Origin of the sequence: Paenibacillus mesotrionivorans (assembly GCF_046098205.1) — a bacterium.
GTDB classification, from domain to species: domain Bacteria; phylum Bacillota; class Bacilli; order Paenibacillales; family NBRC-103111; genus Paenibacillus_AR; species Paenibacillus_AR mesotrionivorans.
Genome location: NZ_JBJURJ010000007.1, coordinates 187,982 through 204,480, shown reverse-complemented (window position 1 = coordinate 204,480; position 16,499 = coordinate 187,982). Strand labels below are relative to the sequence as shown.

Here is a 16,499-nt window from a genome sequence, read left to right as displayed (position 1 = left end):
CATGTAAAGCCTTGATTTCAGGCATTTTTAATATACGGAGCATACCCCTTTTCAATAAACTCGTCAACATCCTCCTGTTAAAAATCCATCCAAATCCATTGGGAGATTGCCAGAACCAGTCCGACCCCGTTGGCTACGATGAAGAACCATTTTTTGGCCTGCCTGCTGACCGGCTCCACCCCGGTGAATAATGTCCAGGCAACAATCCCATTGGCCACCACCATGATGATAAGAGCCAGCCACCCATTCGCCGCCATATCGGCCCGCCTCCTTTTGTCCCATACGATATCTACTCAGTAGTCTATCTTATCCTACGCGGCGGAGCCAGCCCGAATTCATCCTTCCGGTTGCCGGCGGCTGACATTCAGCCGGATTTTGTTAACCAGGAGCAGAAGTACCGGAAAAAGGAGCGCATGGGTCAGGTTCCAGTCTACCCAATATTCCGGAATTTCCTTAATATAAAGGATAATGTCCTTGGCTATCAGCCTGGAAATGCCAAACAACAGAAATGCGGCAGGAAAAATTAAGGTATGGTAGGTTTTCAGCTTGAGCACCTGTGCAGAGCCCAGGATGAAGGCGTAAAAGAACAGTACGCTTTTGAAATAGGTGCTGATAATCCAGGTTGTAGCCATAAGTGCTTCCAGCCGCTGCAGGAAATTGCCGATGTTAATGGTCTGGGCAAGAATATAGGCCGCATAGAATTCATGCTCCGAGAAGTAGACACCCAATACCGTTAAGGAAAGAAACAGAATCACGTTCAGTCCCAAGGAACCAATCAACAAGGAGATAAACAGCTTCCGGTTGGTGCTCTTTTCTTTTTTGACAAAAGGGAGCACCATCAAAAACACGCACATTTCCCCGAAGGGGTAGAAAACACCGAACATAAGTGTATGAAGAAAGCTGGCAGGCGTTGTATTCATAAACGGTTGAATCCGTCCGATCTTGACCTCGGGAAGCAGCAGCACGAAAAGGCAAACCAGAAAAAAGATGAAGAATGGAAGGAAAACCTGGGCCGCTCTGCCCAAGGTTCCAAGCCCCAGCCGGAGCCCATACACCAACAGGATAATGGTCATCAGCCGAATTACTTCACCCGGAGTCCCCTCATAAATTTGTGTGGTCAAAAAATCCTCCATCTCTCGTACATACGTAGCACAGCAGATCAAAAAAAAGAACAGATAACTGACGGCTACGGCCCCTCCTGCCCATCTGCCCAAAATTTGACTAGATTGCTCAATGATGGTCTGGTTCTGATTCATTTGGGATACGAGCAGCAGCAACTTAATGATACCGAGGCCCAGCGGAATGCTGATCAATCCTGCTATCCAGGCATCTTGATGGGCCCCTGCCGTCATCGCAGCCGGATATACCAGCGCCATATCTCCAACCACACACAATAGCCCTAACATACTCAACTGGTTAGAGGAGATCTGATCCTTCTCCAGACTCATGCTTTCCGCCCCTTCTCTGCCGCTAATAAGCTGCAGCCTTATGTTTTCCATGAATAGGAAAATTATAAGCAGGGACCCATAGTGAAAAGAATAATAACTGCCTGTTTTTCCCATACTACCCAACAGTAATGGTAAGGATAACGGGGGTGCCCGCGATGAACAAGAGCGTAAACGACAGCTTCTCAACCCATCTGGCGGATAACGCCAACCTGCTGGCCCAACTGCTCGGGAACAGCACCGACTTGGTTATAAAAGAGCTGCAGCCGGATGATTCCACATTCATCAACGTCATCTATATAGATGGATTAGTGCATACACAGGTCCTGCACCAATCCATTCTTTATTCCCTTCAGGACCGTTATATGACGGAACGGCTGGAGGGACTGGATGCGGATCAAAAGCTGGAGCTTCTCTACAAGCAGATCCTGATTGCAGGCGACCTTTCCATTACCCGCACTCCCAAACAATTTGTCCACGAGCTTATGTCCGGTAACGTCATGATTATGGTGGATGGAACAGTGGCCGCACTTCGTGTCGGGCTGCCGGGCTGGGAGGACCGTGACGTTGGCGATTCGAATACGCAAGCCGTAGTCAGAGGGCCGATGGAGGGATTTACCGAGAATATCCGCACCAATACCGCGCTGGTTCGGCGTAAAATCAAGGATCCCCAGCTTTGGCTGGAGACCTTCCAAATCGGCAGATTGACCCAGACCAGTGTATCCATCATGTACCTCAACTCTATTGTGAAACCGGGTCTGGTGAAAGAAGTGAAACGCAGGCTGGAGGCAATCGATACGGACAGCATTTTGGAGAGCGGATACATTGAGGAATTTATTCAGGATAAAACCTTTACCCCGTTCCCTACCGTATACAACACGGACCGTCCGGATACGGTTGCAGCAGGAATTCTGGAGGGCAAGGTAGCGATTCTGGTGGATGGAACACCGTTCGTCCTTTTGGTGCCGACCTTTTTCACCGTCTTCTTCCAATCCGCCGAGGATTATTACCAGCGGGCAGATATTTCCACGCTTCTGCGCTTTGTACGTTTTCTGGCTTTTTTCATTACTCTGCTGGCCCCTTCCTTCTATGTAGCGATTACCACCTACCATCAGGAGATGATCCCGACGAATCTGGTGATCAGCCTGGCCGCCCAACGGGAGAATGTTCCCTTTCCTGCTTTTGTGGAGGCGGTACTGATGGAGCTGACCTACGAGATCCTGCGTGAGGCAGGCGTCCGTATTCCCAAGAATGTAGGGCAGGCCATTTCCATCGTGGGAACCTTGGTCATCGGCCAAGCGGCGGTAGCAGCAGGATTTATCTCGTCATCTATGGTCATTATTGTATCCATCACGGCCATTGCCAGCTTTGTCATTCCGGAGATGGGAATGTCGATTGCGGCCCGGATCATCCGGTTTGCCTTGATTGGCCTGGCCGGTTTTATCGGACTGTTCGGAACGTTATTCGGCGTGTTCGTCATTATTCTCCATCTGGCAAGCCTCCAATCCTTCGGGGAACCTTATATGAGTCCGATCGGCCCCTTTCGTTCCCGGGATATCAAGGATTCCATCTTCCGGTTTCCCTGGCCCTACCAGAATACCCGGCCGGCGGAGTCCTCGTTGAACAACACGAGGCGTCAAGGCCATAAACGGAAAAAGGAGCGGCAACATGAATCCGAAAAGCCTTAAAGCCGTTGCAGGGTTACTTGCCGTTCTTCTGTTGATGACGCCCATAAGCGGATGCTGGGAACGGCGGGAGCTTAATGAAACAGCTTTTGTGTTGGGGCTGGGCCTGGATAAAGCCCCCTCCGGGTACAGGGTAACGCTGCAGGTGGTCATCCCCTCGGCCATTACACCCCAGGCAGCCGGAGGAGGAGGAGGAGTTGGTGTGCCGGTCATCATGTCCTCCTTTAATGTCCCTACTCTCTACGAAACCCAACGGCAATATGCGCTTATCAGCTCCAGAGTCGCCTACTACGGGCACATCCGCGTGCTGGTAATCGGGGAGGAGCTGGCCAGGAGCGGCATTGCCGAGGTGCTTGATGTCTTGAAACGAAGCCGGGAGCCGCGTGACGATTATTATGTAATGGTCGCCCGGAACAACACGGCGGAGAATGTGCTGGGAATCCTCACTCCCCTCAATAAGCTTCCAGCAAGCAAGCTGTTTGAATCGCTGGAGAAATCCCAGAATATTTCGGCCAAAACGGTTGCCGTTCCCTTTCGAAGTCTGCTTGAGAATATGCTATGCCAGGGGAAGAACCCTGTTCTCACCGGGCTGGAGATACTGGGCAACTCCAAAGCGGGAAAAAAGCAAAGCAGCCTGGAGGGTACCTTGCCCCAAGCCAGAATGCGGTTTAGCAATGTGGCTGTTTTCCGGAAGGACAAGATGCTGGGCTGGCTGGATGACAATGAAACCATCGGCTACAATTACGTAACCGATAACGTCGTTCAATCCACAGGCCCCGTAGAGGGAGATGATGGTCAGCCCATCGTGGTCGGGTCGCTGCAAACCTCTACCACCCGAAAGGTGAAGGTTGAGAACGGGAAGCCGCATATTTACCTGCATGTCAAAGCAACCTGTAATGTTCAGGAGTCCGAGAGCCTGGATGACCTAAGCAAGGAAGAGACAATCAAGGAGCTGGAGCGCAAGACGGAGGAACGCATTATTTACCGTATGCGGACAGCTGTGGAGCACATCAATGAGCGTTTTAACGCGGACATTATGGGGTTTGGGGAATCCATCTACCGTTCGAACCCCAAGGCTTGGGCAAGGCTGAAGGAAGAGTATGGAGACGATTATCTGAAATCCTTGCCCATCCATTACAAGGCCACAGTAAGAATTAACCGCATCGGATTGATCGACAAATCCATCATAGGCGATATTAAGGAGTGAACATCCGTGCTGACTATCGCTGTTGTGGTGACCGCAGCCGTTTTTGGAATGATTGACTGGCGGGTGCTCAAGAAGAAGCGGATGCGGCGGGAACGGGTGGTTACGCTTCTCTTCTGGCTTGCCGGACTGGGAGCCGCCCTCTGCTCCCTGTATGGAATGAAGATGCCCAGCCTGCTGCTTGTCCTCAAGGTGGTCTATGAGCCCGTGAACAAGCTGTTCGGGTTATGGTTTCATTGATCATAAAAAAACCTCTGACCGGTTCTGGTCAGAGGTTTTGTATTCATACAATCATGAACGCTTCTATCTATAGCTCCCGATGGGCAGCCTGCAGCATCCCTTGAGCGGGATAAACCTCCGGGTACTCGTAAGGCTGCATCTGTGCCGGCGCAGGCTGGTAAACCTCCACTGGTACGGACGGCTGCTGATAAAGCTCATCCACATACATGATTCTACGCTGAATTTGCATCAGTCCATTCACAACACGCAGGGCCACCCAGAACAGAACAACGCCCACACCTACATACAGCAGATATTGCTGATTGTACGTCCAATTGATGTGGAAATAACTGAACACGCTATTCTCCAGAATATCCAGCTGCAGCTCATTCATCAGAATGATGTGCACCGCGGGAAGCGCAATAAAGCCAAGTCCCAGCGCCAGGAACGTTACCATAACTGCAAAGAATACAACCCCTGTTACAAACCGCAGGATAACCAGCAGCAGATTCCGGATGAAGAGCGTACCATCAAAGCTGCTTATCATTCGCTTAAACCAGTTCCCCGCGGCTTCAGACCGTGGCGAGGACGAAACCGCTGCTGCAGGAGCCGGCAGCCCCAGAATCTGTCTGATCATACTCTGTTCAAAATGCACAATCCCGTTCAACAGCTTCGCTACGCCAAAAAACAGCGGAATTCCGATAAATATGGGCGTTAAACCCACGGACAAGGCCAACCCCAATACCGCCACGGTCAAATAGACAATCCCTAACGGGAGAGATAACAATAAGTAAAGAATCGTGGCATAGGTTTTGGGATTAAACAGCACCCACTTTACCTTCCCCGCCTGCGCCATCGACGCCGCATCTGTTGTTGTCTTCACACTTCAACACCCCTTCTGCCTCAATCACACACGTTCCGTGCTATACCTCCATTATATCCGCAGGATAAGCCGGACATAACGGTCTTGGGAGGTAGCTGGGACTGGACCTTAGGCTAGGGTCTGTTGCTATGAGTTATTTTGCTGCTTATTCCTCCCAATTCTCTTTAGCATCCATGAGTCGTTCTAGTAAAAAGCTATAAAAATCATCTGCCCGTTTTTCGCTGGCTCCGCCGTTTCGATCCCATACGACTACCGGACATTCCTTTTCTATTCTATCTCCGGTATAAAGGCAATAAAAGAATTCATCGCAGTTTTCAATGACAATGTAGTTCGAGGGCAGTCCTATATTACGGAGCCTCTCGGTATTCGACACAACAGAAGGAACTGCCGATTTCCCGCATCCGAGGATATCTACGCCAAAAATTCCGCCCGAGCCATAGTGTTTCAAAAACCATGTATAGCTCGGCGGAAATACAACCTTTAGTTTGTCCTCCGTTTGCGCAATGATCGTGTCTGAAACTCCACCTGTAAAATCATCATCCTCAACATGCTCTTGAATAAAGGTACTCAATTGGGATTGCTTCACTTTTTATTCCTCCTTAAGATTCGGTCTAGCTGGACATGGGTAATCTGAGATGCGGCAATCACCCTTTATCCCTATTAAAGGAATATTCTTACACGTAAATTATATACTATAGTTCGACAAAACCATACAAGCACCTTCAAAGCAACAATTAATAATCCTAACAAAACCTCTGGCCCATTTCGGCCAGAGGTTTTGTTTGAAGCATCTACATTTCTCTATTGGCAGGCTATACCCGTCATACCTACAACCCTCTAAACCCCACAAATCGTTTGCTGCCTTCGTCCCATAGTCGATATCGAAGCGCCCGCAGACTCATGCGAATTCCAATGGCCGGGACATCTTGCATTGCGGAGTTACTCTCATGGATTTGCTCCAAATGATAGTTTGTCACCTGAGGATCCAGATGATGAATATGATGGAAGCCGATGTTCCCTGTCATCCATTGCAGAACTCTCGGCAGCTTATAATAGGAACTGCCGTGTATCGCGGCGCTCACGTAATCCCAGTCGTCCGCATGCTCGTAATACGCACCCTCGAATTGATGCTGCACGTAGAAAAGCCAGATGCCCGCAACGCCGGACAGATAGAGAATCGACCCTTGAATCAGAAGGACCTCCTTCCAGCCCAGCGTCCAGCAGAGCAGCCCCATCAAACCGACCACCATCGCATTGGTGAAATACGTGTTCAGGCGCTCTTGGCGTTTGGCGCCTTTCCGATTCATCCGGTAACCTATCATAAACAGAAAAATAGGGCCAAGTCCGAACATAACAAGCGGGTTGCGATATAATCGGTATCCCAAACGCTTCCTTGGGGAGAGCGCAGCATATTCCGTAGTAGTCAATGTCCAAATATCGCCCGTGCCTTTACGGGTTAAGTTGCCGCTGGTCGCATGATGAATGGAATGCTCATTTTTCCATTGGTCATAAGGGAAGAAGGTGAGGATTCCCGTTATCGTTCCTACAATGGCATTCGCCTTTTTCCCCACGAAAAAGGACTGATGACAGCAATCATGGAAAATAATGAAGATTCGGACCAGAAATCCGGCAGCTGGAATGGCTAGCGCCAATGCAATCCAGACAGACACCGTCAAACTTGCATAAGCGAGACCCCAGAGCAGGATGAAGGGAATGATGCTATTGACCAGCTGCCAGACACTCTTCCTCAAGTCTGATTTACCCAGAGGATTTTTTCCCCTCTTCCAGGGAGTGTAGTCTTGTAATGATTTCATAAAAGCCTCCTTTTCTTAGAGATTATCCGCAGCAATGTACGAATAAACAAAAAGCTGCCCGATATTTAGGCAGCTTGAATAATCTAATACATTCAGAAACATTTTCAGCTTGCGACCCCCCCTTACCGCGGGCCATATTCCATTCAACTGTACCTATATGCATAGGATTCCTCCAAAAATGGTTCGGTTAAGATAAGGATACCATTTTGGCTAGTGTAAGTCATTAAGCACTATCGTATTCCCAAGGTTTTCCGATAAAACCCGTCGCCGTATTAAAAAACAGGCCTTGCCATCTCACGATGACAAAGCCTGTTCAATTTCTCCAAGATGCTCGGGGATTAGCTTACCCTCCCGCTCCATCCTGCGGCTGGGGAAGCGTCGGTGCACCCTCTGTGACGGTAATCATAACCTGAGCGCTTCCTTGCTTGCCTGGAGTGAGGGCTGTGCAGGTTAGGCTGGCACCAGGCTTCAGGGGGACAGTGCCCGACTGTTCCTGAACCAATGTGAAGGTTCCGTCCGCTTCAGACGCTTGAATAGAGGTTCGGAACCCGATATCCGGAATGCCAATCTGGTAGATATTAATCTTGGCCCCCGGCTCCGTCTGACCGGAAATATAAATGTTGCTTCCGTAGACGCTGGCTGTGACTGTAGGAGCGGCTGTCTGGCCGGCAATAGGGAGAACCCGGATCAGAAGAGGCTTGCTGATCAGCTTTCCGGTCTCCTTGGCTGTGATGCGGATGGTGTCCCCTGCCTTGACGGTTCCGGGTACCTCGAAGGTACTATTCCAGGTATAGAAGGTCAGTCGGGTCTGCCCTTCCACATGGTAAACCTCCACATCCGCTGCCGCGGGATATGTGATGAGTACACTGTAGTCCCCTTCGTATACACTTCGGGATACGGTGGGTGTTTCCGTTGTGCCTTGCATTGGAAGCACGGTCAGCACGGCCGGGGCCCCGGCGTTCTTGCCCCCGCTTAAAGGTTTGGCATAGATGCGGAACACATCACCAGCCTTCAACGGATTGGCAAAATCCAGCTTAAGCTTTCCGCTGGTTTCCATTTTGCTCATACCCAGCAATAATTCCTCACTATCCCTTATCACCAGCAGACTGCTTGATGGAAGACTGACATAGACTTCTGTTGTCTCCGTGTAGATTTTTTCAGATACCCAAGGAGATCCGTTATCGGTCTTGTAAGACGATACTTTGACAACCAGAGGTTTGCTGTCCTGAAGGTTGGGCTTCCGGGCATAGAACAGGATTTCATCTCCCGCCAAGACACTTGCCGTATCCAGGGCCAGCTTGAAGCGCCCCTGGTCTGTGGCTTTAACCGTTTCTTTGGAAAGAAGGTTTCCGTAACGGTCCTTAGCCCAAATTTCGGTTCCAACCTCGGCTGTACCTTCAGCATACGTGCTGTCCTCATACAAGGAACCTGTAAGAACTGGTGCAGGCGTAAGCTGAACAAGGGCTCCAACCGTAACAGCCAGTTTTTCGCTGAGCTGCTGTCCGCGTTTTTTTGCTGTCACATTCAATACATCGTTTGTTTTAATTTTGGACAGCTTTACCGTGTAGAAGCCACTCTTGGTTGTTTTGACGTCCAGAGGACTGCCCTTGGCATCCGCCACCGTCACCTCGCTGAACGGAGCCGCCAGTATGCTCAGCATTCCGTCACTCTCGAGTACGCTGCCCACAAGCACAGGCGTATCCGTTTTCTGGGCAGGCTTCGTGTATTGAATCTTGACGGTACTGCTTGACTGCAGGTCTGCTCTGTAGGCAGACACCTTGTACTCTCCTTCTAGAACGAATGGAGTAATATCTCCAACAAAACGGCCACCCATATCCGCCTGGATACTATACAAATGGGTATATCCATAGGGCCCTGTAATGAAAATATCAGCCCCCGGCGCCGCGGTTCCCAGCAAGGTGCCATAATAAATGTCGTTAAGCAGGACAGGGGGTTCCGCCTTGGGCAGACTCGCCAAAACCTGAACTGGTGAAGCCTCGCTCATGGTCTTGCCACTAGCCTGGGCTCTTACATTCAAGATTTCGCCCGCTTTCAGGCTCCTGCCCGATGGAATCACTGTTGTACCTTCCTTGGGCGTTGACTTGCTGATTTGAGTGCCAGTGCTGTCATAGACGTAGAAGGTAGACCCGCTTTCGCCTATAACATACAAATCACTGTAATTCGCCTTCGCAATCGGAATTACATAAGGCTTGGCGGTTATACTGCTGGATGCAGCTTCCGCCGTTGCAGGGGCACTCAGCTTCTTTCCTGCCTGCTTGGCATAAATGGTGATGCTGCTGCTCCGGGCTGCCGCTTGTTCAATGGAGAATAGGAAGGTTCCGTCTGCTCCTGCCGTGGCCATTAGAGTCCCGTTCAGCCAAATGGATGCCCCCAGCTCGGCTGTACCCATAAGCTGCTTATCTGTTATGAAATGAATGACGGGCTGTGCTGTAGTACCTTGCAAAGGAAGAATCGGAACCGGGGTTGTGGCGCTTGGCTGCTCTCCCGGTGTTTGGGCAGTCAGGCTAATGGCCTGTTTGCCGGCCATAGGAGCGCCAAGCTCCATAGAGAACGTTCCATCTGCTCCTGCCAAGGCCTTAGCCAGCTTTGCTCCATTCTCTGCATAAGCAGCAACCGCAGCTCCCGGCGCCGCAAATCCTAACAGCTTGGTGTCATCCTCGTATAAAGTTGAGATCAGCACGGGTGCCAAAGAGATTTTCGCCGCCGCGGGATGTACGGTTAGGCTCGCAGCAACGCTTGTCTTGTAGCCGGGCATTCTGGCCTTGACCAGCAGCTTCTCTCCTGCCGCCAAGTCATTCATCAGCGCAATTTCAGTAGCCGTTGAAGAGGCGGTTCCGGTATACAGCCTGCTGCCGTCCGTTTTGGTAATTTGCAGCTCGGCCCCTTGGGCGGTGCTGACAGAGAGGTAATGGGCGCTGCCCGCATACAGCTCTCCATATACAATCGGCGTGTCTGTCCAGGTTGGGGCTTCGGTAACCTTTTCATCCAGAAGAGTTTCCAAATAACCACCGGTGAAAACATAGATATGAACAGTGTCCCCTTTGGATAGAGGCGTGCCCATGTTTAACGGAATTTGAACCTTGCCCTCTCCGCAATAGTCTTCGACAACCGTAATCCCGTTCCTTACGATCTTCAGATGAGACCGGACAGGAATATTTACCGAGAGAACGGTGTCTCCTTCTGTAAGGGGTGTAAGAAGCTGAGGCAACGGCGGAGTGCCTGATTGCGCATAGGGTCTGATGATATAGCTTCTTAAGGGGCTGTTCTTTTTCCCGGGCATTCGAGCTACTAACCAGATATCCTGGGCATTAGGGAGTTCCGCTGTCAGATCCTCAAACAAGAAGGTCCCGTCCCACGCTCTTGTGCGGCTGATAAGGATGGATTGGTCCTTACCCGTCCACAGTTCGACGATAGCTCCTTTTTCTGCTGTTCCTGTGAACAAATATCCCTTAGTTGTGGGTTGGGCATGTGTAAGAACAGGTTGTGTGGTGACCCCGCTCAAGGTCTGTACCGGAATTCGAACAGCGGAGCTATTCTCAAAACCCGGTGCTGTTCCCGAGACCTCAATCTCATTTCCTGCTTCAAGACTCAGGCTCCATAGCTCCAATTGGAAGTAGCCGTTGTAGACAGGGGCCGTACCCAACAGACGTCCGTCGGATGCCCTTACCAGCACAAAGCCTTCTCCATCCAGCGTTCCTTCAATAGCGAAGCCTTGCGGGTATGCCCGGGACTGCTGGTACAATACCGGTACTGCAGCTGTTCCGCTTATCGGTTGAACCGTGAAGGTTCTGGGATCGCTTGTTTCTTTGCCAGGTGCAGCAGCCGTTAATTGAACCTGTGTTCCTTCTTTCAACACAGATTCTGCTGTTATGAAGGACAATTCATAATACCCTGTGCTGCCTGCCCTTGTTGCTGTATGCCAGCCGTCCTGGGCAAGCAGAACCTCAGCTCCGGGTTCTGTCCAGCCTGTCAGTTTGCCGCCATTGGCAAACACGGTTCCCACAACCCCGCCAAGCTCTGTCTGTCCGACAGCCGGCTGCACTTGAACCAACACCGGCTCGCTGGGCAGCTTGCCTGAAGCCACAGCAATGAGCTGGACGGTGTCGTTCGCTTGAAGGGAAGCCGGAAGAGGATGCAGCTCCAGCGTAAATTGCTTTTCCTTGCCTTCCTCACCCTGGCCACGGACAGAAGTGATGACTTGGCCGTTGCTGTCAACCAGGTAGATGGCGGCCTCGAATTCGGCGTTACCTACAATCCGGCTGCTATTGAGATAAAGTTCATCATCCATCGTAGGCTGAGTTGTCTTAATCGCCGGTTCTTGAACCTTCGCCATTAATGGCTCGCTTGTTTTCTTGAGAGGAGTCTTCGCATAGATAGCCAATGCCTCCCCAGGAATCAGGAAAACCCGGGACAGGCCGATCTCCGCTTTTCCCGCTGCATTTGCGGTTCCAGTGGCAATAATCTGGCCATTAGTTCTTCTCACCTCAAGCTTTACGCTGGCCTCCGCCTGCAGTTGCAGCGTGAAGTCACCCGGGAAAAGCTGCTTCACCAGCTCAGGAGTCGCTGCTGTCTCCGTTGGTTCGAACACGTCAACCTGCAGAGGAAGGCTTGCCAACTTGGCCGGGGCCTTGGCTGTAATGCGTACAGGATCAAATCCGGTCAGAGGCTGAAGCAGCTGGATTGTAAACAGCCCGCTCTGATCGGCAATGCCGACTCCGATTGGAACACCCTTACCATTCTCTGCTTTCAAAATGGCGTTTGGCTCAGTTGTGCCGCTGATTGCCTCGGCAAGCTCCAGCAGGAGCTCCTTAACCGCCGGCTGTGCCGTTGCTGCTTCACCGGACAACGGAAGCCGCTGCAGGGTAACAGGGAGACTAGCGGCTTTGCCTTGGAGAGTGGCATATACCTTCAACTCTCCGGCAGGCAATGGGGTGGTCGCTGCCAGCAGGATAGAGAACGGTGCCATACCATTGGCTAACGCAGTCTTATCTGCGGTGGCTTCTCCATAAACCGTACCATCCGGACCAATCAGGCGTACCACTGCACCCGGCTCGGCTGTGCCGTGAACCAGCCAGTCGCCTTCGTAGAAGGTCTGAGGCTTGGGGGCAGCAGCTTGACTGATGGCGGCGATAACAGGCACCTTCAGCTCAGCGCTGTCGCGTTTGCCGTGGAGTTGGGATACGATCACCACGTCTTCCCCAGCCTTCAACATAACCTGAGCGTCATGGATATAGAAGGAACCGCTTGAGGGAATGGAGTAAGAGGATTGGGCAGCTCCCGCTTTTACTTGGAGTGTTCCTCCAGGCTCTGCGGTGCCAACAAGGACCAGCTCCCCAGCGTAAACCGCAGCAGTAAGCTTGGGCATAACCGCTTGTGCCATGCTGTTGAATGCGGCTTCAGCTGCGGTGAGCCTGGAATAATTCGTGAGATCCGCTTTTTGTGCACCCTTGGCAATCGCCAGATCTGCTAAGCGACGCGCGTCTGCAATAGCAGAGCCGTCTGCATTTTGAACCTGGGCGGCCTCCGGCAATGCTTCGATGGCCTTGATGGCGGCAGCAATGGCTTCGGCCTGGCCTTGCTTCAGCAGTACCAATTGGGCTTCCGCTTCCTCCAGCCGTTGCACATTCACCACTTGCTCATCGAATACGATGTCTTGTTGGGTTAAGATAGTCACGGCTTGCCGGGCTGCTTGAACCAGCAGCTCATCGCCCAGAGTCAGTGCGTCCTTTGCGGGGAGGGCCTGAATTGCCTTGGCTGCCTGATCAATCAGCTTCTCATGCCCGGTTACCAGCTCCTGAAGCTTATCCTCCAGGGAAACCAGCTTCGTCAGGTTCGTAATCTCCTCCTGGCCTCCCTTGGCAATGGCTATATCAGCCAGACGCCGGGCTTCGGTAATAGCCGTTTTGTCCGAGGGGGTTACATTCTCCAGTGCAGGCAATGCCTCGATGGCCTTGATTGCGGCAGCAATGGCTTCGGCCTGGCCTTGCTTCAGCAGCAACAACTGCGCTTCCGCTTCCTCCAGCCGCTTCACATTCACCACTTGCTCATCGAATACGATGTCTTGTTGGGTTAAGACAGTTACGGCTTGCCGGGCTGCTTGAACCAGCTGCTCATCGCCCAGGGTCAGTGCATCCTTCGCTGGCAGGGCCTGAATCGCTTTGGCCGCTTGTTCAATCAGCTTCCCATGCCCGGCTTCCAGCTCCTGGAGCTTGGCCAGCAGCGATTCCAGCTTAGTGAGGTTCTTGATTTGGTCATCCTCAGCTCCCGCTTCCCGGGCAGCGGTAACCTTGGCATGAGCCTCCTCAACTGCGGTCTTATCCTTCAAGGTAGCTTGGCTGCTTTCCGGAAGCTGTTCAATTGCCGCGATAGCCGCTTGGACAGCCTCGTTCATGATGATTCTAAGCTCTGCCAATTTGGCCTCTACAGCAACCAGCACATGCAAATTTGAAATTTGATCATCTGTTATTTGAAAGCGGAGCTTGGCTCCATCTATCTCCACGCGCAGGATGTCCACTGCGAACTGTGCCTTCAAGGTCAACTGGCTCAGAGATGGAAGCTGCAGAATGGAGGTGTTGATGGCGATAATCGCTTGATCCGCCTCGCTTAAACCTCCTTGCAGCTCTTCCACCCGTTTGTTGGCAGCTGTGAGCTTACTCCAGTCGATATAGGTGTCAAAAGACGGTATCCCGGCGGCAGCAGCCAGGGTACGGGCGTTCTCTGCCTTAGCCTCTGCCGCCTGGATCAGGCTGATAATGTCCAGCAATTGCTCGGATCTGATGTCTGCGGCTTCCGGCAGATGATTGATGCTCTCCTGGGCTCCGGCGATAGCAGCAGACAGCTCCTGAAGCTGGGCCAACCGCTGCTCCGTTTTCAGAATCCGGTCCCGATTGGCAAGCACTTCTTCCTTCACTCCAGCCGCTTTGGCAGCCTGGATGGCTTCCCTGGCCGTCTTCAGCTTGGTCTCCGCGTCACTCCGGGATGCTTGGTCCAGGCCGATGACAGCAGCATCCGATGGCAGGGCATTCAGGGCTTCCTGGGCAGGGCCGGCAAGAAGCTTCATGATAGCGGCCTCCGCCTCATTCAGCCGCTTCAGGCTTTCGGCAGCCACAGATTTGCCCAAAGCCTTCACTGCGTGTACCTTGGACCAAGCCGCCTCGATAGCGGGCCGGTCGCTTAGTTGAAGGGCAGCAGGACCGGGAAGGGCATTAATGGCCTCTTCTGCCACCTTGATGACGGTATTATAAACATCCTCCTTATTGGTTCCCTCCAATACAAGGGTCACATCTTCAGAAGCCAGGTCCAGGGATTCAATGACCCCGTTGGCTTGCACAGTGGCGCTGGCTTGAAGCACAAGGGAGCCGATTCGTGTATCCTTCATCACCTTGACGGAAGCCCCGGCAATCTTTACAGTGGCTTTGGTGATATTGCCGGATAGCTCTGCAATTGCCCTGGCGGTCACCTCTGCCTCCGCCACACGGCCTTTTGACACCAAAACCGCATCCGAGGCTATCTCCACCTTGGCAACTGCAGCATCCTGGTCTACTTCCAGGTTGGCTCCGTTAGCAGTCAATTGGACCACGCCTGCTACAATTGCGCCTTGGGCCACCGTTAATTGGGCGCCTGGCGCTTTAATAATTAGGTCCCCTTCAAAATTCCCGCGCAGCTCCACCTTCTGTTGGGCAGCACCCTGCAGTAGGATAGTCCGGCCGAGCGATCCGGATTGCACATCCAGAATAGCCTTGGATTCCACATTGGTTTGGACCACTTCAGTATTGCCTGCAGCAATTATACGAACCGGATTAGGCTGAGCCGCTGCTTTTACGGTCAACAGGCGGGTAACCTGGACGTTCTGCAGCTTGATGGAATTGGAAGCTCCGGAGAGAATCTCAGCTTCCGGCACCTGAATATTCCTTACAAGCAGTTCCTTGTCGGCTCCAGGGTCCAACTGCAGCAGGCCATTAATAACCGCGTTCCCCGATTCAGGTCCAACCTGCTCTACCCCGCTGGCAATCCGGTAGTTGCCATTGTATGTTTTACCCTCTAGTACAGAAAGCACCGTTGCTGTACCGGTGATGGTCTTGCCAGTGGCAGTTCCTTTATAGAGGAGGGAATACACCGTCCCTATCTCCTGAATCTCCGTTGTGAGCACAATAGCATTGTTGTTACCGGCTTGTTGTACAGCCGATTTGACAACCAACGCAGGGCTGAAGGAATAGTCCGCTGCGTTAACGCTCATTCCCGATTTATCAAAGATAACTTCTACTTTATCCGTCCCCGTGGACCGGACACTGGCAACAGTGGCTTGGCTTGTTCCGCCTCCGCCACCTCCGCCAACTCCTCCTCCTCCACCAACAGAGGTTGAAGGGGAGGGACTGGGGGAACTGCTTGCAGTTGAGACTGGTGTTGCTGAAGGTGTGCTGCGTGCGAGCTTTTCCGCCGCTGCAAGATAAGCTTCCTTATGGGTCAGAAACTCGTAGGCCAACCGCGCCAATGCTTGACGCTGGGCATGTTGGCCAGGCAGATATTGCATATTTCCGTCTGCTCCTGCAGTTCCCTGAACAAAGCCGATTTCAAAAGCTAACTGCACAGATGCTCTCGCCCAGGGAGATACCTCGTCCAGGTCGGCAATTTTCTTGACCGGCGTCACCTTCGCAGCAGCCGCTTCAAGACCCATTCCGCGAACAAAAAACACCGCAAGCTGCTCCCGTGTTACAGGGCCGTCCGGCGTAAAGAGATCCTCTGAGGTTCCCTCTGTAATACCTGCCTTGACTAAAGCGCCCACGTAGCCTTTATACCAAGCGTCCGGTCCTACGTCCCTAAACTTGGTGGCAGCTTGCGGGTCTTCCGTCAGATTGGCGGATAACACAAGAACCTTGGCAAACTCGGCCCGGGACATGGCTTTTCCCGGACCGAAGCTTCCATCCGCATAACCTGACAAAATCCCCTTTGACTCCAAGACTTGAATTTCCTCTTTTGCATAGGAATCCTCCAAGTCTATAAATGCGGACGCCTTCACACCCTGGTCTTCTTGCTTGGGGGGTGCTGCTGCCAAAGCAGTGCCGCCTAGACCGAAGATTGTCGTGAAAACCATCGTTACCGCAAGCAATAAAGACAGTTCCCTCTTAAGCTTGTTAGATCTCATTCATTCTGCTCTCCTCTCTTTATCTACGTGCTAATCGTACAAAAATCAGGCTTATCTCGCGTTCTCCATTTCGTCAAAGAAGAGCT

9 protein-coding genes are annotated in these 16,499 nt (G+C 52.1%); 3 read left to right on the top strand and 6 right to left on the bottom strand.

The window, feature by feature from the left end:
- Positions 1-77: 77 nt before the first annotated feature.
- Both ACI1P1_RS12510 and ACI1P1_RS12505 read right to left on the bottom strand, forming a co-directional pair.
- Positions 78-257, bottom strand: a complete 180-nt coding sequence (locus tag ACI1P1_RS12510) for a hypothetical protein (protein WP_416216724.1) — start codon at positions 255-257, stop codon at positions 78-80.
- Between the two features lie 78 nt (positions 258-335).
- A complete protein-coding gene (locus ACI1P1_RS12505) occupies positions 336-1,448 on the bottom strand; it encodes a GerAB/ArcD/ProY family transporter (protein WP_416216723.1) in 1,113 nt (370 codons plus the stop codon).
- 155 nt (positions 1,449-1,603) lie between these two features.
- Between ACI1P1_RS12505 and ACI1P1_RS12500 the strand changes: the two genes are divergently transcribed.
- Genes ACI1P1_RS12500 through ACI1P1_RS12490 form a run of 3 tightly spaced genes read left to right on the top strand, consistent with a single transcriptional unit; the run spans position 1,604 to position 4,574 of the window.
- Positions 1,604-3,133, top strand: a complete 1,530-nt coding sequence (locus tag ACI1P1_RS12500; RefSeq protein ID WP_416216722.1) for a spore germination protein — start codon at positions 1,604-1,606, stop codon at positions 3,131-3,133.
- Complete coding sequence (locus tag ACI1P1_RS12495) at positions 3,114-4,337, top strand: Ger(x)C family spore germination protein (RefSeq protein ID WP_416216721.1); 1,224 nt, start codon at positions 3,114-3,116, stop codon at positions 4,335-4,337. Before ACI1P1_RS12500 ends, ACI1P1_RS12495 begins: the two co-directional genes overlap by 20 nt.
- 6 nt (positions 4,338-4,343) lie before the next feature.
- Entirely contained in the window at positions 4,344-4,574 is a 231-nt protein-coding gene (locus tag ACI1P1_RS12490) for a hypothetical protein (protein ID WP_416216720.1), read from the top strand.
- Positions 4,575-4,641: 67 nt separating this feature from the next.
- Here the strand turns inward: ACI1P1_RS12490 and ACI1P1_RS12485 are convergent, their stop codons facing one another.
- The 4 genes from ACI1P1_RS12485 to ACI1P1_RS12470 all read right to left on the bottom strand — a co-directional run bounded on the left by ACI1P1_RS12485 (position 4,642) and on the right by ACI1P1_RS12470 (position 16,413).
- Positions 4,642-5,409, bottom strand: a complete 768-nt coding sequence (locus ACI1P1_RS12485; RefSeq protein ID WP_416216851.1) for a sensor domain-containing protein — start codon at positions 5,407-5,409, stop codon at positions 4,642-4,644.
- 172 nt (positions 5,410-5,581) lie between these two features.
- A complete protein-coding gene (locus ACI1P1_RS12480; protein WP_416216719.1) occupies positions 5,582-6,022 on the bottom strand; it encodes an SMI1/KNR4 family protein in 441 nt (146 codons plus the stop codon).
- A 241-nt stretch (positions 6,023-6,263) separates the two neighbouring features.
- Positions 6,264-7,250, bottom strand: coding sequence for a Delta(5) desaturase DesA (gene desA, locus ACI1P1_RS12475; RefSeq protein WP_416216718.1), 987 nt, complete (start codon positions 7,248-7,250; stop codon positions 6,264-6,266).
- Between the two features lie 343 nt (positions 7,251-7,593).
- Positions 7,594-16,413: an Ig-like domain-containing protein gene (locus ACI1P1_RS12470; protein ID WP_416216717.1), complete on the bottom strand. Its 8,820-nt coding sequence runs from the start codon at positions 16,411-16,413 to the stop codon at positions 7,594-7,596.
- Positions 16,414-16,499: the final 86 nt, after the last annotated feature.

Coding starts and splice junctions, on each gene's coding strand:
- ACI1P1_RS12495 (WP_416216721.1), top strand. CDS start 3,114: ATGAATCCGAAAAGCCTTAAAGCCGTTGCAGGGTTACTTGCCGTTCTT.
- ACI1P1_RS12510 (WP_416216724.1), bottom strand. CDS start 257: ATGGCGGCGAATGGGTGGCTGGCTCTTATCATCATGGTGGTGGCCAAT.
- ACI1P1_RS12470 (WP_416216717.1), bottom strand. CDS start 16,413: ATGAGATCTAACAAGCTTAAGAGGGAACTGTCTTTATTGCTTGCGGTA.
- ACI1P1_RS12505 (WP_416216723.1), bottom strand. CDS start 1,448: ATGAGTCTGGAGAAGGATCAGATCTCCTCTAACCAGTTGAGTATGTTA.
- desA (WP_416216718.1), bottom strand. CDS start 7,250: ATGAAATCATTACAAGACTACACTCCCTGGAAGAGGGGAAAAAATCCT.
- ACI1P1_RS12500 (WP_416216722.1), top strand. CDS start 1,604: ATGAACAAGAGCGTAAACGACAGCTTCTCAACCCATCTGGCGGATAAC.
- ACI1P1_RS12485 (WP_416216851.1), bottom strand. CDS start 5,409: ATGGCGCAGGCGGGGAAGGTAAAGTGGGTGCTGTTTAATCCCAAAACC.